The organism is Amycolatopsis australiensis, from assembly GCF_900119165.1.
Lineage (GTDB): Bacteria > Actinomycetota > Actinomycetes > Mycobacteriales > Pseudonocardiaceae > Amycolatopsis > Amycolatopsis australiensis.
The window spans coordinates 4,626,981-4,648,097 of sequence record NZ_FPJG01000006.1; the positions used below are offsets into that span (position 1 = coordinate 4,626,981).

At 72.8% G+C, this 21,117-nt stretch carries 16 protein-coding genes; 7 read left to right on the top strand and 9 right to left on the bottom strand.

Annotation, left to right across the window (positions count from 1 at the left end; translation table 11 throughout):
* The first annotated feature begins 85 nt into the window (after positions 1 to 85).
* The gene (locus tag BT341_RS47360; RefSeq protein WP_281256001.1) at positions 86 to 217 is read left to right on the top strand and encodes a hypothetical protein; all 132 of its coding nucleotides are present in this window, start codon (positions 86 to 88) and stop codon (positions 215 to 217) included.
* 196 nt (positions 218 to 413) lie between these two features.
* Here the strand turns inward: BT341_RS47360 and BT341_RS22930 are convergent, their stop codons facing one another.
* The 4 genes from BT341_RS22930 to BT341_RS22945 form a co-directional block, all read right to left on the bottom strand.
* Positions 414 to 1,592 (bottom strand): NADH:flavin oxidoreductase, encoded by a 1,179-nt coding sequence (locus tag BT341_RS22930; protein ID WP_072478236.1) that lies wholly within the window; start codon positions 1,590 to 1,592, stop codon positions 414 to 416.
* Positions 1,589 to 2,182: a TetR/AcrR family transcriptional regulator gene (locus BT341_RS22935; RefSeq protein WP_072478237.1), complete on the bottom strand. Its 594-nt coding sequence runs from the start codon at positions 2,180 to 2,182 to the stop codon at positions 1,589 to 1,591. The genes BT341_RS22930 and BT341_RS22935 overlap by 4 nt, the downstream gene beginning before the upstream one ends.
* A 406-nt stretch (positions 2,183 to 2,588) precedes the next feature.
* On the bottom strand, positions 2,589 to 4,160 hold the full coding sequence (locus BT341_RS22940; protein ID WP_245805071.1) for a hypothetical protein: 1,572 nt from the start codon (positions 4,158 to 4,160) through the stop codon (positions 2,589 to 2,591).
* A 2-nt stretch (positions 4,161 to 4,162) separates the two neighbouring features.
* Positions 4,163 to 6,136, bottom strand: coding sequence for a hypothetical protein (locus BT341_RS22945; protein ID WP_072478238.1), 1,974 nt, complete (start codon positions 6,134 to 6,136; stop codon positions 4,163 to 4,165).
* Positions 6,137 to 6,270: 134 nt separating this feature from the next.
* On the opposite strand from BT341_RS22945, the gene BT341_RS22950 reads away from it, so the two are divergent.
* Positions 6,271 to 6,759, top strand: a complete 489-nt coding sequence (locus BT341_RS22950; RefSeq protein WP_072478239.1) for a carboxymuconolactone decarboxylase family protein — start codon at positions 6,271 to 6,273, stop codon at positions 6,757 to 6,759.
* 69 nt (positions 6,760 to 6,828) lie between these two features.
* Entirely contained in the window at positions 6,829 to 7,569 is a 741-nt protein-coding gene (locus tag BT341_RS22955; protein ID WP_072478240.1) for an SDR family oxidoreductase, read from the top strand.
* Between the two features lie 42 nt (positions 7,570 to 7,611).
* On the opposite strand, the gene BT341_RS22960 is transcribed toward BT341_RS22955, so the two are convergent.
* Positions 7,612 to 9,252: a beta-1,3-glucanase family protein gene (locus BT341_RS22960; RefSeq protein ID WP_072478241.1), complete on the bottom strand. Its 1,641-nt coding sequence runs from the start codon at positions 9,250 to 9,252 to the stop codon at positions 7,612 to 7,614.
* A 210-nt stretch (positions 9,253 to 9,462) separates the two neighbouring features.
* Positions 9,463 to 9,894, bottom strand: coding sequence for a winged helix-turn-helix transcriptional regulator (locus tag BT341_RS22965; RefSeq protein WP_072478242.1), 432 nt, complete (start codon positions 9,892 to 9,894; stop codon positions 9,463 to 9,465).
* An 83-nt stretch (positions 9,895 to 9,977) separates the two neighbouring features.
* Between BT341_RS22965 and BT341_RS22970 the strand changes: the two genes are divergently transcribed.
* The 4 genes from BT341_RS22970 (at position 9,978) to BT341_RS22985 (ending at position 14,303) form a co-directional block, all read left to right on the top strand.
* Positions 9,978 to 11,126, top strand: a complete 1,149-nt coding sequence (locus BT341_RS22970; RefSeq protein ID WP_072482134.1) for an MFS transporter — start codon at positions 9,978 to 9,980, stop codon at positions 11,124 to 11,126.
* Positions 11,127 to 11,226: 100 nt separating this feature from the next.
* Positions 11,227 to 12,663, top strand: a complete 1,437-nt coding sequence (locus BT341_RS22975; RefSeq protein WP_072478243.1) for an FAD-dependent oxidoreductase — start codon at positions 11,227 to 11,229, stop codon at positions 12,661 to 12,663.
* The gene (locus BT341_RS22980; RefSeq protein WP_072478244.1) at positions 12,660 to 13,676 is read left to right on the top strand and encodes a hypothetical protein; all 1,017 of its coding nucleotides are present in this window, start codon (positions 12,660 to 12,662) and stop codon (positions 13,674 to 13,676) included. Before BT341_RS22975 ends, BT341_RS22980 begins: the two co-directional genes overlap by 4 nt.
* A gap of 27 nt (positions 13,677 to 13,703) precedes the next feature.
* The gene (locus BT341_RS22985; RefSeq protein ID WP_072478245.1) at positions 13,704 to 14,303 is read left to right on the top strand and encodes a TetR/AcrR family transcriptional regulator; all 600 of its coding nucleotides are present in this window, start codon (positions 13,704 to 13,706) and stop codon (positions 14,301 to 14,303) included.
* A 2-nt stretch (positions 14,304 to 14,305) separates the two neighbouring features.
* Here BT341_RS22985 and BT341_RS22990 read toward each other — a convergent pair whose 3' ends face one another.
* The 3 genes from BT341_RS22990 to BT341_RS23000 all read right to left on the bottom strand — a co-directional run bounded on the left by BT341_RS22990 (position 14,306) and on the right by BT341_RS23000 (position 21,060).
* A complete protein-coding gene (locus BT341_RS22990; protein ID WP_072478246.1) occupies positions 14,306 to 18,937 on the bottom strand; it encodes a DUF6531 domain-containing protein in 4,632 nt (1,543 codons plus the stop codon).
* Positions 18,938 to 19,197: 260 nt separating this feature from the next.
* On the bottom strand, positions 19,198 to 20,598 hold the full coding sequence (locus BT341_RS22995; RefSeq protein ID WP_072478247.1) for a cellulase family glycosylhydrolase: 1,401 nt from the start codon (positions 20,596 to 20,598) through the stop codon (positions 19,198 to 19,200).
* A 96-nt stretch (positions 20,599 to 20,694) separates the two neighbouring features.
* Positions 20,695 to 21,060 (bottom strand): STAS domain-containing protein, encoded by a 366-nt coding sequence (locus BT341_RS23000; RefSeq protein ID WP_245805072.1) that lies wholly within the window; start codon positions 21,058 to 21,060, stop codon positions 20,695 to 20,697.
* Positions 21,061 to 21,117 lie beyond the last annotated feature (57 nt).

A 21,117-nucleotide genomic window follows, 5' to 3' on the forward strand; every position in this document is an offset into this window, starting at 1 on the left:
GCGCGCGCCACAGTGGTCTTGACCACTGTTCAAAGAAGCGGTGGCGGGGTAATCGGGACACTGGAAGCAGTCGAAAGGACCGCCCGTGAACGAGAACCCCACCCCCCGCCTCGTCGCGAACCCGAACCGCATCCAGGTCCGGACCGAAGCGGACCTGCGTCGCGGCGCGCCTCCGGTGAACCCCCAGCCGGAGCCGGCGAAGCCGGGAGACCGCTGACGCGGCACCGGTCCGGTGTGGTCGGTCCACACCGGACCGGCCGGTCGCGGCCCGTCGAGCTGGTTCTTCAGGTCCGTCCACTGGTGCACCCCGGTCGCGTCCGCACGAGCCAGCCGGTCCACGCGGGGCTTCCCTCGCCGTCGCACAGGTTCCGGCGCGCCTGCCGGCGCCCCTCGGCCGTCGACACGGCCGAGGATCAGCGAGCGGGCTCCGGCGCGAGCACGCAGTGCGTGCCGGTGTAGATGGTGGGCATGCAGCGGTTGCAGTGGACGCACAACGACCGGGCGCCGGCGTCGGCCCGCATGCGCCGGACGAGGCCGGGTTCACGCAGCAGGGCGCGGGCCAGCGCGACGAACGCGAACCCTTCGGCCATGGCCAGGTTCATCGTGTCGACCGTGGTGATCCCGCCGAGCAGGATCAGCGGCAGGTTCAGCGCGGCGCGGAACTGGCGGGCGCGGTCGAGCAGGTAGGCCTCGCGGAAGGGGTACTCGCGCAGGAAGAACCGGCCGCCCAGGCGCAGGCCGAGCCGGGCCGGCTGCGGGAACCGGGCGGCGAAGTCGCGGACCGGGGCGTCGCCGGTGAACAGGTACATCGGGTTCAGCAGCGAGCTGCCCGCGGTGAGCTCGAGGGCGTCGACGCTGCCATCGGCTTCCAGCCACTGGGCGACCTGGATGCTTTCGTCCAGCCAGAAGCCGCCGGGGACGCCGTCGTCCATGTTGAGCTTGGCGGTGATCGCGAGCCGGTCGCCGACCGCGTCCCGGACGGCCCGCGCCACGGCCAGGGCCAGGCGGGCGCGGTTGGCCAGGCTGCCACCGAAGGCGTCGGTGCGGTGGTTGAGCCGCGGGCTGAGGAACGCGCTGACGAGGTAGTTGTGTCCGAAGTGGACCTCGACGGCGTCGAAGCCGGCGGCCAGTGCGGTGCGGGCGGCCGCCGCGTGCGCTTCGACGACGCGGGCGAGGTCGGCGGCGGTGGCGGCGCGGGTGAGCCGCATCCCGAGCGGGCTGAACCGGCGGCTCGGCGAGAGCGCGGGCAGCCGGGTGGACGCGGCGTTCGCGACGGGGCCGGCGTGCCCGATCTGCGCGCAGGCGGCGGCCCCTTCGTCGTGGACGGCGGCGGTGAACCGGCGCAGCCCGGGGAGCGCCTCGGGCCGCATCCAGATCTGGTGGCGGTCGGTGCGGCCTTCGGGGGAGACCGCGCAGTAGGCGAGGGTGGTCATCCCGACGCCCCCGCGAGCCGGCCGCCGGTGGTAGTCGATCAGCTCGTCGGTGACGAGCGCATCGGGCGTGCGCCCTTCGAAGGTGGCGGCCTTGATCACGCGGTTGCGCAGTTCGACGGGCCCGAGCCGGGCGGGAGCGAAGACGTCGGGCGGGTTCACGGCGCGTCCAGCCCGGCGAGCACGAACGACCGCACGGCGGGCAGCGGAATCCCGGGCGAGCGCGGTGCGGGCGCGGCGGGCGTCCCGAACACGTGCAACACGAGCTGAAACGCCAGCGTCCAGCGGCTCGCCGCCTGTTCCGCCGTCAGGTCGGGACGGGCCGCGCGCACCAGCTCGACCCAGGGATCCAGGCTGAACCACGGCGAGCTCCACGGCATCCGCCGTCCCGAAAACAGCAGCCGCGCCAGCAGGTGCAGCCGCAGGCTGCCGACCGGGTCGGCGGCCAGCCCGGCCAGCGGATCCAGCACGGCGTCGACCAGATCCGCCACCGCGGGCACCCACCCCGCCCGCCGGCGGCGTTCGACGTCGTCGAGCAGCTCCCGCCAGACCGGTGCCAGCCGGTCCTCCAGCATCGCCGCCACCAGCGCGTCCTTCGACCCGAAGTGGTAGTGCACGGCCGCCGGGTTGACGCCCGCCGCCGCGCAGACCGCCCGGACCGAGACGCTGTCGTAGCCCGCGGCCAGCAGCAGTCCTTCGGCGGCGGTCACCAGCCGGTCGCGGGTGGAGTCCGCCGTCGTCTTCTCCGCCATCCGACGAGTACACCACCGCGCCGTCCGAGTTTCAAGCACTGATTGAATCAGTGATGGGACCTGGGGTGTGTCCGGTAGGCGCTGACGGACAAGCGTGGGCGGTGATCGAGCCGTCGCTGTCACCGCAGCAAGGCGGCGGGCGGCGGTGGCTGGAAAACTGCGCACGAGCGCCTCCGGTCATCTCGGCGGACTCCGGCGTGGTCGGGGCGCATCAGCATGCCGCGGGTGCCCGGAAAAAGGGGATGCAGCGCCGCCGTCGAAGTCCTCGCCCTCGACGGGGAAGGACTCGGGCGGTCCCGAGGCGGGCTGAGCACCAAGATCCACCTGGCCGGTGCACCGACGCCGGGGCACGTTCGTCGGTCCGGAGCGCGATGATCAGTTCATCCGATGACTTACCGGGCAGCTCCTAGGAGTACGTCCAGTGCCCGAGCCACGACTCGCGCCACGCCACCGTCAGCTCGCTCACTCCGTCCACACCGGACTGATCCACCTGCGCCTTCCACGCCTCCTCCAGTGCCGCGCACAGCTTCGACGCGGGCAGCTCGATGCCCGCCGAGGAGAACCGGCGCAGGACCGGCTTCGGCAGGGCCAGCTTCGCCTTGCCCCGGATCACCGACTGCTCGGTGGCGCGGCAGATGAGGTACTCGACGGTGGCCAGCTCACCCGCCGACGCGACGCCGTCGGGCATCGGCACCTGGGGCGCGACCTGCGCCAGCGCCCGGTACAGGCAGTCCAGCGGCGCGGCGAGACCGCGGTGCTGGCGCGCGACCTCCCACGACACCCACACGGCCATGCAGTCGGGCATCTGGAACGGGCGGTAGGGGAACGCCGGCCCGGCGAAGGTCTGGTAGTCGCCGGTCGGGTCCTGTGCCACCGCGGCCGGGCCGTCCGGGTCGGGCGGCAGGCCCAGCCGCTTGAACAGCTCGCGCAGCAGCTTGTGCGGCCGCGCCGGGGTCGAGCACTCGCCGAGCAGCTTGCCGAGGATGCGGTTCAGCCGGTCGGCGGCCACGCCGTGGATCGCCAGCTGCAGGTGGACGAACGCGACGTCGGACAGCGTCGTCGCCGCGCAGCCGACCACGCCGACCTGCGGGTAGCGCTGCAGGAACGACACGATCGCGTGCGTCGACCCGATCCGCGCCGGCCCGACGAACGTCACCGGCAGGCAGGTGCCGATCCGCTGGCGCGAGCGCAGGTCACCCCGGTACAGCGGCGAAAACCCGCCGTCGGCGTGGGTGACCTCGAACCAGTTGCCCTGCCGGTGCCCCGGGCGTGTGTCGGCGAGCCAGAGGCTGTACCCGTGCTTCTCGCACAGCTCGCGGAACCGGTCGGCCAGCTCGAACCGGGCGGCCGCGGACACGTCCCGCAGCGCGATCGCGAACCGCACCGCCAGCGACGCGCACGGGGACGCGACCTCCTTGCGGGTGCGCAGATCGTGGTTGCGGGTCTTCACCACCGCCGGCAGCTGGGCCGGGCACTGCAGCGACAGCAGCGGCGCGTCGACGAGCGCGGACGCGGCGTCGGAGATCTCGCGCACCAGGTCACGCACGGCCAGGCCGTGCCATTCGCACACCTCGCGCGCCGCCGGGTCGATCCCGATCAGGGCCTCGAAGGTCTGCGCGGACTCGTAGATGAACGTCGGGTTCGGCGAGGTCGTCTGGTGGAACACCCAGCCGCCGTCGCCCGCCTGCGGGCGTTCCGCCGGCTGCTGGCCGTCGACCCGGTCGACGAGCTCGGCGCCGTCCAGCGGCTTGCGCGTGCGCGTGCCGATCACCACGCCGGCGCCGTTCGTCGCCGAGCACAGCGTCTCGAGGAACACCGCGCTGTCGGCGCCGGTGGACACCAGCTCGCGCAGGTACCCCTGGCGCGCCATCGCGTGGTGCACCTCGAAGTCCACTTTGGTCACCGGCTGGCGGGCGATCTCGAAGCCCGCCCGCGCGAGGTCGGCCACGTTCCGCACGGAAGCCCGCCGGCTGCGCATCTTCACCACCCACCCGACGAGTCGAACCGCACGTCGGCTTCCAGCGGCGTGCGCCGGTCCCAGGCGCCGGCGCCCACCCACCGCGGCGCGCCGATGCGGGACAACGGGATCGCCGACTCCCGCCACGACACCTGGCCGAACAGCACGAGCGCGGCCAGCACCGGCAGCGCCACCGCGACCGTGAGCGCCGCCTGCACGACCTCGCCGCGGCTCTGCGCCGCCACGCTCGCGGCGAACGCGGCCACGGCCGCGATGCTCAGCTGGACCAGCGCCTGCGGCAGCGTGCCGAGGTACCCGAGCACGGTGCGCCGCGGCGGCAGCGAAAGCCGGCTGTAGAGGAAGCCCGGCAACAGCAGCAGCATCGTGATCACGGACTGGCCGTCGCCGATGTGGCCGAGCGCCTCGGTCGCGGCCCTGCCGTACGGCCACGGGCGGCCGACCAGCAGCCAGCCGAGCACGAACGAGACCGTCGCGACGGCCAGCGCGTAGAACGTCACGTTGAGCGGGCCCGACTTCGTGGAGTCCCGCAGGACGAGCGTCGCGCGCACCCGGATGTGGTCCCCGCGCGGGTCGGGGCCACCGGAGCGGCGCCAGTACGCCCGCCCCTCGTCCTCGGCGATGCCGTTGACCAGGACGAGGTCCTGCCCGAACTCGCGCTCGGTCAGCTCGCGCGCGGCCGCGCGCAGGTTGGCGGCCGTGAACTCCGGGTGCCGCCGCAGCGAGTTGTCCAGTTCTCCCGAATCCGTCCGCACCGCTTCCCCGGTGGTGGCCGCGGCGGCGAGCCGGTGACAGGCGGGCAGGCTGCGCGGGGACAGCTCGACGCCGGACTGGCCCGCCTCCCACTTGCGGCGGCGCAGCAGGTCGGCCAGCCGCCGCAGCACGGTCTGCGCCTGCAGTTCCAGGATCTTGTGCCGGGCGCCGTCGGTTTCCTGCAGCGGGGCGGCGTCCTGGCGTTCGGCCAGTGACACGAGGTCTTCGGCCAGCCCGTCGACCTGGTGCCGGTCGGCGTCGGTCGACAGGTACATCCGGGAGATCTCCGCCTCGGGCGCGGTCCGGGCGACCAGGTGGTAGGACTTCAGCGTGGCCGGGATCATCGTCTCGTAACCCACGACGTAGCCGCGGCGGCTCGAGGCCAGGCGCCGCCACTGCTCCTTCGCCAGCGGCTGCCGCCGTTCGACGTGCAACGGGGTTTCGTAGCTGAGCCGGTGTTCTTCCACCGAATCGTCCAGCGCCACGACCAGCATGTAGTCGCGGATCGCGACATTGAGCAGGTACGCGTATTCGACCAGCAGGTCGGCACAGCCGTCGAGGATGTCCAGTGCCAGTTCGCGGCATTGCCGCCCGTGGCCGGGAACCGTGCCGCGGGCCGAGGGCAGCGTGAACTCCGCCTCCGGGTGGTTCCGCTCGGTGAGCAGCGTCAGCAGCGCCTGCTGCACCAGCCAGCGTGGTTCGTGCACCTGGAACAGGAAGGTGTTCAGCTCGTGCTTCGGGGTCTGCGCGTGCTCGTCGCTGGAGAGGATGCCGCGCAGGAGGCGGTACAGCCCGGCGGCGACCAGCCGGGACGCTTCGTGCTGGGTGAGCCGGGGCAGTTTCTGGCCCGCGCTGTCGAAGACGTCGACCGGGGAGGCGTCGCGGCGCGGCAGCCGGGCCAGCGGCACCCACAGGGAACGCTGCCGCGCGGGCCGTGAAGCGGCGCGCTCGCCGTGTTCCTGGCCGATGAGGTCCTGCAGCTGCGCGGTGGCCTCGCGTTGCCCTTCGTCGAGCAGCTTGAGGCTGACGTCGACCTCGGTGCTGCGCCGCGCCGTGCCGTGCTCGACCACGGTCAGCCGTTCGGTCAGCCGGCGCACGTGGTTGAGCCGCAGGGACGTGTCCAGCAGGGCCAGGCCGACGGCCGCGCCCTGCCGGGACAGGCGGGGCGGGGCGCCGGGAATGGGAATCGTTTCGATCGCGTGCCGGAGACTGTCGATGCCGTCCACACCACTGAGAGTAGGAGCCGGGGCGCGCTGATACGGGAAAACGCCGAAACTTCGTTCTTCCGCGGTTGTCACAGGATCCGCCCGGCCGGTGTCTGGTGTTCGTCCACCGAGACGACACAGTGAGGAAGAAAGCCATGGAACCCCGTATCGACCTGTTCGCGAACGAAATCGGCGCCCGGTTCGGCAAGCGGTTCGCCAACGCCGGTCAGGTCGTCGAACGGTCGGCGCTGCCGAAGTCCACCCAGGAGCTGGTCAGCCTGCGGGCCAGCCAGATCAACGGGTGCGGCTGGTGCATCGACATGCACACCAAGGAGGCCGCGGCCGCCGGGGAGACGCAGGCCAGGCTGCACCTCGTCGCCGCGTGGCGCGAGTCGACGGTGTTCACCGAGGCCGAGCGGGCCGCGCTCGCCCTGGCCGAGGAGGGCACCCGGCTCGCCGACGCGGCCACCGGCGTGTCCGACGAGACGTGGCACCGGGTGCGCGAGCACTACGACGACGACCAGGTCGCCGCGCTGGTCTGCCTGGTCGCCCTGATCAACGCGGCCAACCGGCTCGCGGTCATCGTCCACCAGAAGGGCGGTTCCTACGAGCCGGGGATGTTCGCCGCGTACGCCGGCGCTTGACAGAAGCGGACACCTGTCCGGTAAGGTCGCGATCAACCGGACAGGTGTCCACTTCGAGCGGGGAGCCGCATGACCATCACCGGAAAAGTCGTCGCCGTCACCGGCGCCAGCAGCGGAATCGGCGCGGCGACGGCACGTCACCTCGCGTCGCTCGGCGCGCCGGTCGTGCTCGGCGCCCGCCGCGCCGACCGCCTCGACGGGCTGGCCGCCGAGATCACGGCCGGCGGGGGGCGCGCGGCCGCCGTACGCGTGGACGTCACCGACCCCGGCGACCTGCGGGCGCTCGTCGACACCGCCGTGGACCGCTTCGGCCGGCTGGACGTCCTGGTGGGCAACGCCGGCGTCAGCCGGATCGGCCCGATGGCGGACCTGGACGTCGAGGGCTGGTCGGCGATGGTGGACGTGAACGTCAAGGGCATCCTGCACGGGATCGCCGCGGCCCTGCCGGTGTTCCGCCGTCAGGGCCGCGGGCACCTGGTCACCGTGGTTTCGACGTCGGGGCTGAAGATCGTCCCGACGCAGGCGGTGTACGCGGGCACGAAGAACGCGGTGCGCACGCTCCTCGAAGGCCTGCGGCAGGAGAGCACCGACGGCGTCCTGCGGACGACGTCGATCTCACCGGGCTACGTCCGCACGGAGCTCGTCGACCACGCGGTCGACGACCCGGTGGCGCGCGAGCAGGCGAAGCGGACCATGGCCGAGCTGGGGATCGACCCGGACGCCGTGGCCCGGGCGGTCGCCTTCGCGATCGACCAGCCCGAGGACGTGGAGATCGGGGACCTGACGATCCGCCCGGCCCGTCAGGGCTGACGGGCCGGACGCGGCCGTGCTCCGGGTCGCCGTCGTGGCCGGCTACCGCGTGAAGGTGAACCAGTTGACGTTCACGAAGTCCGACGTGCTGCCGCTGAAGGTCAGGTAGAGGTCGTGCACGCCGGTCGCCGCGCCGACGATGTTGGCGGGCACCGTCTGCCACTGCTGCCAGCCGCCGTTGTTGGCGAAGTCGATCTCGGCGATCACCGGTCCGGTCAGGCTGTCCAGGCGGGCCCGGACGGCGCCGCTGACCCCGGCGGCCGCGCCGGAGGCGAGCCGGGCGACGAACTGGCCGGGCGAGCCGGCGCCGAAGTCGACACGGGAGTACTTCAGCCAGTCGCCGTTCGCGATCCAGCCGACGTCGACGCCGCCGCCGGTGTCGCTGCAGGCTTCGTTCTGGGTGCCGCTCTGGGCGCTGTAGGACTCCGCCTGGATGGTGGAGTAAGCGCTCACGCCGCCGCCACCGGGCGACGTGCCGCCGCCGGCGCCCGCGCCGAGCGCGACCGTCCAGGACGTCGGCGCCGGGTCCTGGAGGTGGCCGTCCACGGGCCGGGAACCGGTCGGACCCACGTCGTCGTAAGGGAAGGCGTAGCCGATCGACGCGTACTGGTGCACCAGCCGGGCGTAGTGGTTGGTGGTGGCGTCCTGGTAGTACTGGGCGGGCGAAACCCCGTCGGGCTGGTTGTTGCCGCCGGCCACCAGCAGGCTGCTGCGGTTGAGCGCGGCGGCGAGGCGGGCGGCGACCGCGCCCCGCGCGTCCGCGCCGGAGTTGTACAGCGGGCCGCTCGCGCAGCCGAAGATGTCCGCCGCGCTCGGCTTGGTGAACGGCACGCCGTTGGTGTTCAGGCCGGCGAACACCAGTGTGTCGCCGCTGACCGTGCCCGTGTAGGACCCGATCGAGCCCTGCCCGTTGATCGTCAGCGGGGTGGTGCGGTAGTGGTCCCAGACGGCGTTGAGGTAGTTGGTCCAGTAGCCGCCGAAGTCGGTGGGGGAGTGTCCCGGCGCGAGCACCCGCACGACCTTGCCGGAGGCGTCGGTGACGACCAGCCGGTCCCACGGCGCGCCGTCCTTGGCGTGCTGGGCGCGCAGCCCGTCGGCGATGGCGCCGAGCGCGCCGTCCGGCAGCGGGCTGACCGACTGCGCGCCCGCGGCTCCGGTCGTGGCCATGGAAACCGGCAGCGCCACCATGTCGACGTAGCTGATGTTCGCGTAGAGGTTCGCGCTGTTGTAGGTGAACTCGCAGAACGTCCAGTTCGTCTGCCAGTTCGGGTCCGAGCTGGTGAAGCCGGGCTGGACCAGGCCGGGGCCCGGGTTGACGAAGAACTGGATCTTCTTGTCCACCGAGAACCACACCCGGCCGCCGATGAGGTAGTCGGTCAGCGTCACCGTGACCTGGGCGCCCGAGCCGCCGAGCGGGATGGCGTAGTCCGGGATCGGCGTCACCGGCGAGGACGGGTTCGGCAGGCGCTGGAACCGGCCGTCGGCGGTGACGAACCCGGGCCAGCCGGAGGTGTCGGCGCCGCTGATGTAGGCGTAGACGGTGCCGCTGCCGGAATTGTTCTTCAGCGTCAACGGCAGGGCGGCGGCGGCCCGCGCACGCGGCGCGGTGACGGCGGACCACAGCGGCGTGCCGGCGGCAACGGCCGCCAGACCCGCGGTGACGAAGGTACGCCTGGAAAGCATCGGCACCTCCTCGGAAACGGGCGGAAGGTCGCGTGGATCGGCACGCGTCCGCCGGGCAGGGTGGCCGAACCGTAGGAAAGCGCGTTCCGGCGGTCAATATCCGGGACGGCAGATGGGGCACGAAAGTCCCCCGACGCTGCCCTTTCGGGGCAATCGGGCCGGACCGGTGGCGGCAGTGGTACTGCTTCCGTCCACAAGGGACTCGCGCGGTCAGCGGCGCACGGTGGTCGTGTCGCTCGTCAGCGGCGTGCCCTCCGCCGTCGCCGGGACGAGCCGCGGGACCGCCCGCCCCCGCTCGTCCAGCAGGACCGAATGCGGCTCGCCCGCGCCGAAAGCGTGCCGCTCTCCCCACTGGCGCAGCGTGACGATCACCGCGAACAGGTCCTCGCCCGCCGGGGTCAGCTCGTACCGGCGGCGTTTGCCGGACGGCGCCTCGACCTGCGTCATCAGGCCGTGCGCGGTGAGCTTGCGGAGCCGGTCGGCGAGAATGTTGCGGGCGATGCCCGTGCGCTGCTGGAAGTCCGTGAACGACCGGGCCCCGTCCATCGCGTCGCGGACGATCAGCAGGCTCCAGCGGTCGCCGACCAGATCCACCGCCCGCGCGACCGGGCAGTGCGGGTCCGTCCACTCGTCGCGGGCCACCGCTCCTCCAATGAGTTGCCGTTCGAAACCATTCTGCCCTACCCTCCGAAGAGTTGCAAAGTGCAACCGATTGGGAGGTCGTGGTGGGACGCGGGACGAGGCTGCTCCTGGCGGTCGTGTGCGGGGTCGCCGTCGCCGGGGTCTACGCCGGGCAGCCGGTGCTGGGGCCGATGGGCGACGACCTCGGCGTCCCGCGCGAGGCGGCCGGCTGGTTCGTGGCGGTGGCGCAGCTCGGGTACCTGGCCGGGCTCGTGCTGCTGGTGCCGCTGGGCGACCTGCTCGACCGACGCCGCCTGATCGCCGCGCACCTGGGGCTGGTGGCGGCCGGGCTGACCGTCACCGCGGCCGCGCCGGCCGGCGGCCTCGCGTTCGCCGGTCTGGCGCTCGCGGGCGTGTTCGCGGTGGTGGTGCAGACCACCGTCGCCTACGCGGCGGCGTTGTCCCCGCCGGGGGAGCGCGGCCGCAACCTCGGTGTCGTCACGTCCGGGGTCGTGGTCGGCATCCTCGGCGCCCGGGCCGGCGCCGGAACCCTGGCGGACGTGGTGGGCTGGCGTGGCAGCTACCTCGCTCTCGCGTTCTTCGCCGCCGTCCTCGGCGTCGTCTGCCTCGTCGCGCTGCCGGCGGACACCCGGCGCCGCACCGAGCGGTACGGACAGCTCCTGCGGTCCTTCGGCGCGCTGTTCGGGCAGCGCGTGTTCCTCGGCCGCGGGCTGATCGCGTTCTTCCTCTTCGCCTCCTTCGGCACGCTCTGGAGCGGGCTCGCGCTGCCGCTGTCGGGCGAGCCCTGGCACCTGAGCCCGTCGCAGATCGGCCTGTTCGGCGTCGCCGGGCTCGCAGGCGCGGCGGGGGCCGCCCGGTCCGGCCGCTGGGGCGACGCGGGGCACGCCCGCCGCGTCACCGGCGTCGCGCTGGTCCTGCTGGCCGGGTCCTGGCCGGCGATCGGGCAGCTCGGCTGGTCGCTGCTGCTGCCGGTCCTCGGCGTGGTGGTGCTCGACTTCGCCGTCCAGGTCGTGCACGTCGGCAACCAGCACGTGCTCGCCGCGGTGTTCGCCGAGCGCACCAGCAGCGCCATCGGCGGGTACATGGTCTTCTACTCGCTCGGCTCCGCGCTGGGCGCGGCCGCGACCACGGCGGTGTTCGGCGCCGCGGGCTGGACCGGCTGCGCCGTCCTCGGTGCGGCTTTCGCCTGCTGCGCGTTCGGCGCGTGGGCGCTCACGCCGTCCGCATCCTGAAAACGGTTCGCATGGCGGCTGAACTGACCAGCCTCCTTGACAGGGCCCTTCGTCATTCATACATTCGGCGTCACTTTGTATGAATGACGGGAGGGTCCGCATGCTGGGCAAGACCGCCGTCGTCCTGGGTGGGAGTGCCGCCGGCCTGTGCGCCGCCGGTGCGCTCGCCCCCTTCTTCGACCGGGTTCTCGTGCTCGAGCGCGACGCACTGCCCGCCGGTGCCGAACACCGGCGCGGGGTGCCGCAGAGCAAGCACCCGCACTTCCTGCTCAACTCCGGCCGCCGGGCGATCGGGGCCCTGTTCCCCGGGTTCGAGGCCGACCTCATCGCCGCGGGCGGGCTGCACCTGATGCCGTCCATGGACGCCGCCTACCTCGACGGCGCGGGCTGGTCCGCGCGCAAGCGCAGCTCGATGACCATGGTGTACAGCTCCCGGATCCTCATCGAGCGCGTGCTGCGCGACAAGGTGCGGGAGCTGCCCAACGTCGTGATCCGCGAAGGCGTCACCGCCGGCGGTATCACCACGCACGACGGGAAAGTCACCGGAGTCGAAGCCGGCGGCGAGCACGTCGACGCCGGCTTCGTCGTGGACGCGATGGGCCGCGGCTCCCCGGCCGGCGGCTGGCTGGTGGCCGCGGGCTGGCCCGCGCCCGAGGTGCGCACCCTCGACGCCAAGGTCACCTACACCTCGCGCTGGTACGACCTGCCCGCCGAGCGGCCCGCGTCCTGGTGGTGGCGGCACCTGGTGATCATGCCGACCCCGGACAAGGGCGAGCACCCCGCCGAGCACGAGTTCCTCGTCAACTTCTTCCCGATCGAGGGCAACCGGGTCATCGCCTGCATGGGCTCGTGGGGGCTGGAGATGCCGCGCACCACCGAAGCGTTCGCCGAGGTCGCCCGCCGGGTGCGGACGCCGTTGTTCGCGGCCGCGATGGAGCGGTGCGCGCCGGCCTCCGAAGTGCACCTCACCCGTTCGACCGGCAACAAGTGGCGCCGCTACGACCGCCTGCGCACCCCGCCGGCGAACCTGGTCTTCGTCGGCGACTCGATCTGCGCGTTCAACCCGTTCTACGCCCAGGGCATCAGCTCCGCGGCGGGTTCGGCCCTGCTGCTGCGGGCGCACCTCGCCCGCGCCGGTCGGCTCGACGCGGCGTTCGTGCCGCGGTTCCTGGCGGCGCAGCGCAAGCTGCTGGCCGTGCCGTGGCGGCTGGCGATGGCCAGGGACCAGGGGTACGAGTGCGCCGAGGGGACCGAGAAACCGCCCGAGTGGCGGCGGCGCCTGCTGGCGGCCGTGTCCGGGCCGGCGTTCCGGCTCATCGTCGGCGCCGCCCGGGAGGACGACGTCGTCGACGAGCACTTCGCCAAGGTGTTCAACCTCGACGAGTCGCTCGGGGACATGCTGCGCAACCCCCGCGTGCTCGCCGGGCTCCTGCGCTACCGCGTCCGCGCGGCGCTCGGGCGGCACCGCGTGCCGTCCGGGTTCGACCCGCGGGCCGAGCCACCCGCCACGGACTACTCGCCCGCGGCCGCGCGATGAGCACCGCGTGCGGGCCGGACGCCGAGGCCGTCACGCGCGGGCTCGGCTTCGACTGCCACGACGTCTCGCCGGTGGTGTCGGTCCGCCCGCCGTGGCAGCTCGGGAACTGGACGATGCCGCTGCTGGAACTGCTGGTCGTCGGCGGCGCCGTCTTCGCGCTGGTGCACGCCGTCCGCCGGGCCCGCGCGGGCGATCCGGTCAACCTGGCGCTGTGGTGGGCGTCGCTGGTCTACCTCCTGGTCACCGAGCCGCCGCTGTACTTCCCGGAGTGGTTCGGCCTCGACCGGCGGTACGGCTTCATCTTCGCCCACAACCGGTTCACCGTGCAGTTCATGGGCGACCGGCTGCCGCTGTACATCGTCGCGTTCTACCCGATGTTCAGCCAGCTCGCGTACGAGCTCGTGCGGTCGCTGGGCATCTTCCGGCGCGGCGCGCTGCGCGGCTCGGTGGCCGTCGCCTTCGTGTGCCAGGTGTTCTACGAGGTCTTCGACCAGATCGGGCCGCCGCTGAAGTGGTGGGCCTGGAACCCCGGCAACCGGATCGTCGACCGGCCGGCGCTGGCCACGGTGCCGTTGACGAGCATGCTGCTGTTCGCCTCGGTGTCGATGGCCGCCATGACCTACCTGGTGGTGCGGTTGGCCGGGCACCGCGCGTCGGTCCCGAAGGTCCTGCTGGCCGGTGTGCTCACGCCGTTCGCCATGGTGGTCGCGGGCCTCCCGGCGAGCCTGGTCCAGGGCCACACCACCGCGCAGGCCTGGATCCTCGGCGCCGAGCTGGCCCTGGTCTGGCTGGCCGGGGGCTGGGTCGTCGCGACGCACCGGTCGCCGCCGGAGGAACCGGTGCCCGCCTTCGCCCGGTACTACCCGGCGAGCTACCTCGGGGTGCTCGCCGTGATCTGGCTCGGCTCCTTCCCGGTGCCGCCGGCAAGCGCGCTCTACGCGCTCGCCTGCTTCCTCGCGGCCGGTCTCGTGCTGGCCGCGCTGTACCGGGCCCGGCGGCCTGCTCCGGCCTGAGTGATCCCGGTCGGGGAAGATGGGCCCATGGGGTACCACGGATGGCGGGGCAACCCGCCCGGCACGGAGAACGAGGCGCGCCGCCGGATCGTCGAAGCGGCGACGGCGTGTCTCGACCGCGCCGGCCTGGCGAAGACGAGCTTGTCCGACGTCGCCGCCGAAGCCGGGGTGACCCGGCAGACCGTGTACCGCTACTTCCCGGGCCTGAAGGACATCCTCCGCGCCGTCGCGCTGGCGGGCGTCGAGGAGTTCGCCGGGCGGATGGAACGCCACCTGGCCGCCTTCGGCAGCGCGACCGAAGCGGCGGTGGAGTCGGTCGTCTACGCGGTCCGGACGGTTCCGGCCGAACCCCACCTGGGCCTGCTCCTGCAGGCGGGCGAAGCCGACTTCTTCAGCGACGGCGTCCTTTCGCCGCAGGCGTTCTCGTTCGGCGCGCGGATCCTCGGCAACCTGCCGGTCGACTGGGCGGCCGCCGGCGTGAGGACCGACGACGACCTGCGCGGCCTGGCGGAGGTCCTGATGCGGCTGTTCATGTCCTTCCTGCAGCACCCCGCGGACCCGGCGTCCACCGACGACCGGCTGCGCGCCCTCGTCCGCCGCTGGATCGGCCCGGCCTTGGGCGGCTAGCGTCAGGTCTTCGGCGGCTTCCGGTACGGGCGCGTCGCGCCGGTTTCGGCGTCGTGCTCGGTGACGTCGATGCCGTTCTGCTCCAGCTTCGGGTACTCGATCTTGTCGAAGATGTTGTCCGGACGGCGGTACGGGTAGACGTCGCCGTCCGGGTTGGGGATGCCCGTGCTCGTCTCCTTGCCCGGTCTGCCCGGGAAGACCACGTGGGTGTCCGGCGTCGAGTTCTTCGCGAACGTCTCCGACGCGTAGTCCCACTTTTGCCCGACGAAGTTCTTCTGGTCCGTGTTGGACGTACCGTGATCGCCGTGCGACCAGTACCCCTGGTCCGGGTCCTTCTTCATCTTGTCGTCGACCCAGCCCGGCATCTTCAGGTGGTTGTCGGCGACGAGCCCTTCCAGGGTGTTGCCGCCGTGCTGCTTGGCGATCTGGTTGGCGCGGAACTCGATCGAGCCCAGGTACGGGTCGTCGGGCGCGCCGTGCCCCTTCTTGTAGCCGCCGGACCAGAAGAAGTGCTTGTCGGCGCGCATCATCTGGTCGAGCTGCGGCTTGAACCGCTCCCACTCCTCAGGCGTCATGCGGTTCACGTCGACGCCGAGGTCGGGCTTCTTCGACGGCGGCGGCCGCAGGTCCGGGTCCTGGTCGAACCCGTCCGGTCGCGGCCGCTTCGGCGGCTGCGCGCCGCCGGTCCTGCCGCACGTGCCGACGAGCCCGAGCGGGTCGGCGGCGAGCAGGGGCTCGTCGACGTAGCCCGCGGGGTCCGGCGCGGCGGCCAGCCCGAGCGGGTCCTGGCTGAGGTACCGCGCGGTCTCCGGGTCGTAGTAGCGGAACACGTTGTAGTGCAGCCCGGTTTCCTCGTCCCGGTGCTGGCCGGGGAAGGCCAGCGGCACGGCCGCGGTGTCCGCGCCCGGCAGCGGCACGCCCCAGAGGCTGCTGTGGTCGCGCCAGGTGACCGCGCCGCGCTCGTCGAGCAGCTCGGTCGGCGTACCGGCGGGTGAGGTGATCACGCAGCGGAACCGCTCGCCGGAGTCGGTCCGCTCGACCTGCACGACCGGCCGGCCGTCGCGGGGGTGGCGCTCCCACGTCAGGATCCGGGCCGTGCCGTCCGGGCCGAGCTCCACCCGCTCGACGAGGTCGAACCCGCTCCAGAAGAACCGCGTGTCGACGGCGAGCTCGGGTTCGCCGCCGGCACCGGTGACCCAGCGGCGCTTGGCGAACCGGCGGCCCAGCGGGTCGTAGTGGTAGGTCCAGCGCGCGCCGTCCGGGGTGCGCACCCCGCGCAACCGGTCCAGCTGGTCCCACGTGTACGTCCACGACCGCTCGCCGCGGTGGCGCCCGGTGACGCGGCCCTGCGCGTCGCCGGTGTAGCGGGTGCCGCCGGCCGAGACCAGCGTGTTGCGCCGGTAGGTCCGCGGGCCCGGCAGCGACGGCGTGGCGGCCGCGGTGACGCTGCCGGCGGCGTCGCGGGTGAACCGTTCGGCCCCGCCCGGGCCGTGGGCCTCGATCACGCGGCCGGCGTCGTCGAACTCGAACCGCCACGGCCTCGTCGCGTCCCCGACCGCGGCGAGCCTGCCGTCGGGCCGGTAGCCGTAGGTGCGCTGCCCGACGCCGGCGATCTCCTCCGCCGCGAGCCGGTCCTCCGCGTCGAACCGCCGCCGCAGCACCACCGTGCCGTCGACGCTGCGGACGGTTTCGCGCCCGGCCGCGTCGTGCTCGAACCCGACGTCGTGCCCGGCGATCCGCAGCGACCGCGGCAGGCCGGCGTCGTCGAACGACCACGCACTGTCCACTCCGGACGACGTGCGGCGGCGCAGGACGGTGCCGTCGTAGCTCCAGCAGACGCCGAGGCCGTTGACCGTCTCGGCGATCACCCGGCCGCGCCGGTCCCGCGTGAACTCCAGGCGCGACTCGGCGTTCTCGGCCAGGACGAGCCGGCCGAGGGCGTCGTAGGCGTAACGGGTGACGTCGTCGGCCGTGCGCCGTTCGACGACGTTGCCGAGTGCGTCGTAGCGGAATTCGATGTGCCGGCCGAGGCCGTCGGTCATCGTCCGCAGCCGGCCGGCCGCGTCGTAGCCGTAGGTGAGCCGCCTGCCGTCGTAGTCGGTCTCCTCGACCAGCCGCCCGGCCGGGTCGTAGGTGTAGTGCCAGGTCAGGCCGCGCGGGTCGGTCACCGACGTGAGCCGCAGCTCGCCGTCGTAGGTGTAGGTCGTGCGGGCGCCCGCCGCGTCGATGTCCGCGACAGCGAGCCCGAAGGGACCGTACGCGCGGCGCCGTACCCCGCCGGCCGCGTCGCGGTATTCGACGACCTGGCCTTCCGCGTCGTGCACCCAGGTCTCCCGGTGACCGTGCGGGCCGATCCGCCAGGCGCGGCGGCCCTCGGCCGTCCAGCCGAGCCGGGCCGCGCCACCGGAGGCGGTGTGCACCAGCCGCGGACGGCCGAACAGGTCGCGGTCACCGGGGCGCACACCGGTCACCGGCGCGTCGCCGAGCGGGTCGGGCGCGGCCACGGGCCCGGCTTCCGGCGCGGTTCCGGGCAGCGCGGCGAACGGCGTGGCCGCGGGCACCACCCGCTGCACGACGGCGTCGCCGTCGCCCGCCTGCAGCCGTACCTGCCCGTCACCGGCCGGGGTGATCCCGGCCACCGAGCCGTCCGGCCGGGTGACCGTGACCAGCTCGCCGTTCTCGTAGCCGTAGCGGGTTTCGCGGCCCAGTTCGTCCACTTCGGACAGCAGCTCGTCGTAGCGGCTCCACGTGTACCGCCGGGAGTGGCCGAGCGGATCGATCCGCTCGACGAGCTGCCGCGCGTCGTTGAGCCGGTAGGTCCAGGTGTGGCCGGCCGCGTCGGTGTGCCGGGTGACGCCGGGCTCGTAGCCGAATGTCGCGTTGTAGTAGCCGTTCGCCCCGGCGGTGCGGACGCAGCGGCCTTCGGCGTCGTAGACGTACCGGTACCAGGTGCCGGTGCGGTCCTGCCAGCCGACGAGCCGGTGCTCGAAGTCGTAGTCCAGCGTCATCGGACGGCCCGCGAAGTCCGCGACGGTGGTGAGCTGGCCCAGCCGGTTGTAGCCGAACCGGACCAGCGGCGCGGCTCCCGGCGCGCCGAGCGCGACGACGCGGCCCGCGTCCGTGGCGATCCGGACTTCGACGCCGTCGTCGCGGCGCAGCGCGGCGGGCGCGCCGTCGTCGGCGTAGGCGATTTCGGTGCGGCTGCCGTTCTGCTCGATCGCCGTGAGCGGCACGACGCGGCCGTCGCCGGCGAAGTGCAGCTCGCGGTCGCCGGTGGACAGCCGGTAGCCGCCGGGGGAGCGGCGCAGCGGGTGGCGCGGGCCTTCCAGCGGCAGCACGGCGTCCCCGGCGGGCACCGGGTAGACGAGGACCATGCCGTCCTCGGCGTAGAACCGGATCCCGCCGTCGCCCACCTCCAGCCGCTGGTCCAAAGTGGACGTCCAGGAACGGCCGAACCACCGGCCGGCGCGGTAGGCCGACAGGTGGGTGCGGGACAGCGCCAGCTCGCCCGCCTCGCCCGGCAGGGTCAGGTCGACCTGGGTCATCACGACCTCGCCGGTCGCGACGTCCACGGGGTCCCCGCAGTAGGTCTTGGCGTCGGACGGCAGGGCGCGGTCGCGGGCGCGGGCGCCGTCGGTGCCCGGGTCGCTTCTCGGCGTGCTCCCGCCCGCGGTGTGCCCGCCGCCGGAGGAGGTGGTGGTGTCCGGAGTGGGCGAAGGGGTTTCGTCCGGTCCCTTGGGCTGCGGGTCGGTCTTGGCGCCGGGTCTCGGGTGCGGGGTGTCTCCGGCGCCGGAGGTGGAGGTGCTGTCGCCGTTGGGCCCGTCGAGTCCTTTGGGGTTGCCGTCGATGCCGGCGTGCTTCGGCGGCGGCGCGGTCTTGCCCGGCGTGATCTTCCGCAACGCCTTGGCCGCGTCGTCGAACAACGATCCCGCCCGCTTCAGCAGCGGGATCAACGCCTGCAACGCCTTCACCAGACGTTTCGTCAGATCCGCGATCTTCGACGCCGTCTTCGCCACCGCGCCGACGACCTGCGGCACCACCCAGGTCAACCCGATCCCGAGCGTGAACACCACCTGCAACGCCCAGCTGATCAAATGCCCGACCAGCTCCGCGATGATGTCCCGCACCAACGCCCGCACCGCCGCGACGACCTCACCCGCGGTCTTCACCCCGCTCGAGGCACCTTCGCAGCCCTTCCGCGCCGTCTCCAGCAAGGTCACGGTGTCCTGCGCCCGCTGCCGGTACGCGTCCCCCGCCACGCCCGTCCACGACGCCGTGTCGGCCTGCACCATCCCCGTCAAGTCCTGGCCGATGCTGCCCAGCTCCGTGGCGATGTTCTGCCACGTCTGCGCCTGCGCCGCGATCTCATCCGCGTTGCCGGTCAGCCCGTTCAGCGCCTCCTTCAAGGGCCCGACGTGCTCCATCAGCCACCCCACGCCCGCCGCCAGGATCGCGCCGAACGGGTCCATCGCCATCGACAGCGCATCCAGCGCCGTCCCCACCGCACCCAACGCCACCGAAGCCCAGTCACCACTCTCGATGGCCGACTTGAGGTCGTTCGCCGACTCCAGCAGCGACACCCCGGAGTACGCCGTGGTCGAGTCCTTGGTCTCGGCGACCAGCGGGTTGCCCACTACGCGACCCTCCTGACATCCAGGCGAACTTTGGTGGAACTTTCAAGCAAGTCTGGGGGGTGAAAGTAGCAGTGCGCGCCGAGGACGCACCGGAGCCGCGGCGCGGGTGCCCGAAAATCCGCCATTCGTGCCCCCGGCGGCCATCGACGGGGAACGCGCCGGTGCCCAGGCGGGCACCGGCGCGTCGGCCGGGGGAGCGGCGGTGAGAAGTCGTCCGGTGCCCGGGCGGCGGCACCGGCACGGTGTCCGGGTAGGGGCGGTCAGAAGTCGTCGGGTGTGCTGATGCGGCTGCGGACCAGCGCACCGGACTCGGTCAGCGTGCCCGTGCCGTAGTCGGTTCCGGCGCAGGTTCCGGGGCGCAGCGCGGCGCTGCTTTCGTTCGCGTCGGAGTAGGTCCAGTTCGCGTAGCTGATCTTCAGCTGGTCGAGCAGGTCGAGCCAGGCCGTGCTGCTCGACTGGTCCAGCGCGCCGCCGCCGGTCGCGCTGACCGTGCCGAACTCCGTGACGAACAGCGGCAGCTTCGTGGCCGCCCGGCTCACCGTGGCGCGGTAGGTGTCCTTGTGGCTGGCGGCGTAGAAGTGGAACGTGTACATGATGTTGGTCGCGTTCACCGGGTTGTTGACGATCTCGGTCTCGTTCGAGCCGTCCGAAACGCCGAGGGACGACCAGCCGCGGGTGCCGACGATCACGACGGCGTCCGGGTCCGCGGCACGGATCACCGGGATGACCTGCTCGGCGTAGCTCTTGATGGCCGCCCAGCTGACGCCGTTGGGTTCGTTGGCGATTTCGTAGATCACGTTCTTCTTCGCCGCGTTGCGCGCGGCGACGGCCGCGAAGAACGTCTTGGCGCGGTCGAGGTTGTAGTTGGGGTCGCCCGGGGTGAGCGCGTGGAAGTCGATCACCGCGTACATCCCGCGCTTCTCGGCTTCGTCGACGAGGCTGTTGACGCGGTTGGTGAACCACGGCGGATTGGTCTCGTACCCCTGCTCCTGGACGTACATGGCGATGCGGAGCAGGTCGGCGTGCCAGTCGTTCGCCAGCGCGTCGAGCGACGCGGTGTTGTAGCACCCGTCGAACCACTGGAGCCCGTGGGTGCTCATGCCCCGCAGCTGGATCACCCGGTTCGCCTCGCTGCACAGGTGGACGCCGCAGACGTGCAGCTGCCCGTTGGCCGCCAGCGGCGTGCGCCCGGCCGGCGGCGTCGTGGTCGTGGTGCTGGTGCTGGTGGTGGTCGTCGGGCTCGGGCCGGTGGTGCCCGTGCAGGTCACGCCGTTGAGGGCGAACGACGCCGGTACCGGGTTGGCGCCGGTGGTGGTCCCGGTGAAGCCGAGGTCGACGGCGGCGCCGGAGCCCAGCGACCGGTTCCAGTCGACGTTGGTGGCGGTGGCCGTGGTCCCGGACTGCGACCAGGTGGCGTTCCAGCCCTGTGCCACCTTCTGGCCGGCGTCGGGGAAGGTGAACCGCAGCGACCAGCCGGTGATCGCGTCGCCGAGGTTGGTGACCTTGACCCCGGCCTGGAACCCGCCCTGCCACTGGTTGGTGACCGTGTAGTCGACCCGGCAGCCTTGGGCGGCGGCCGAGGCCTGGGGCATCACCAGCAGGGCCGCGGATCCGAGGACCGTCGCGCAGGCGGCCGCCAGCGCGGCAATGGAGCGCTTCATCGAACTCCTCAGTGTCGTGTGTGTTCCTCCGCTGCGGCTGGGAGCGCTCCCAGGAATGAGAACATCCGCCTCGGGACGACGTCAAGGGTCCGGGTGTCAGGGGGTGAGTGCGTCGGCCCGGCCGCTCACCAGGCCGAGGACCTCGTCCACTCCGGTCAGCCGCAGGGTGCGGGCCACCCCGCTGTGCTCGGGGGTCACCACCCGCAACCGGGTGCTGCGGCGGGCTTTCAGCAGGATCGTGATGCCGATGGAGGCGAGGAAGGAGACGTCGGTCAGGTCGACGACGATCAGCGCGGGCCCGCGGGCCAGTGCGGCGGCGAGCGCGTCGCCGAACATCGGGGCGGTGTGGAGGTCGACTTCCCCCGACACCTCCACCACCAGCCGCTCGTCGGTGTCCCCGGCGCGGCGGGTCGTCGTCTGCAGCAGGTCCTCCGGCCGGACCCGGCCACGCTCACCCGTCACGTCCACCCTCCGGCTGTCGTCGGCGTTTTCCCCGCCATACCCACGGCCGTGATGGTC

Excerpts from the sequence above, each read along its gene's own strand:
- BT341_RS22935 (WP_072478237.1), bottom strand. The coding sequence starts at position 2,182 with ATGGCGGAGAAGACGACGGCGGACTCCACCCGCGACCGGCTGGTGACC.
- BT341_RS22960 (WP_072478241.1), bottom strand. The coding sequence starts at position 9,252 with ATGCTTTCCAGGCGTACCTTCGTCACCGCGGGTCTGGCGGCCGTTGCC.
- BT341_RS22995 (WP_072478247.1), bottom strand. The coding sequence starts at position 20,598 with ATGAAGCGCTCCATTGCCGCGCTGGCGGCCGCCTGCGCGACGGTCCTC.
- BT341_RS22975 (WP_072478243.1), top strand. The coding sequence starts at position 11,227 with ATGCTGGGCAAGACCGCCGTCGTCCTGGGTGGGAGTGCCGCCGGCCTG.
- BT341_RS22955 (WP_072478240.1), top strand. The coding sequence starts at position 6,829 with ATGACCATCACCGGAAAAGTCGTCGCCGTCACCGGCGCCAGCAGCGGA.
- BT341_RS22985 (WP_072478245.1), top strand. The coding sequence starts at position 13,704 with ATGGGGTACCACGGATGGCGGGGCAACCCGCCCGGCACGGAGAACGAG.
- BT341_RS22950 (WP_072478239.1), top strand. The coding sequence starts at position 6,271 with ATGGAACCCCGTATCGACCTGTTCGCGAACGAAATCGGCGCCCGGTTC.
- BT341_RS22940 (WP_245805071.1), bottom strand. The coding sequence starts at position 4,160 with ATGCGCAGCCGGCGGGCTTCCGTGCGGAACGTGGCCGACCTCGCGCGG.
- BT341_RS22980 (WP_072478244.1), top strand. The coding sequence starts at position 12,660 with ATGAGCACCGCGTGCGGGCCGGACGCCGAGGCCGTCACGCGCGGGCTC.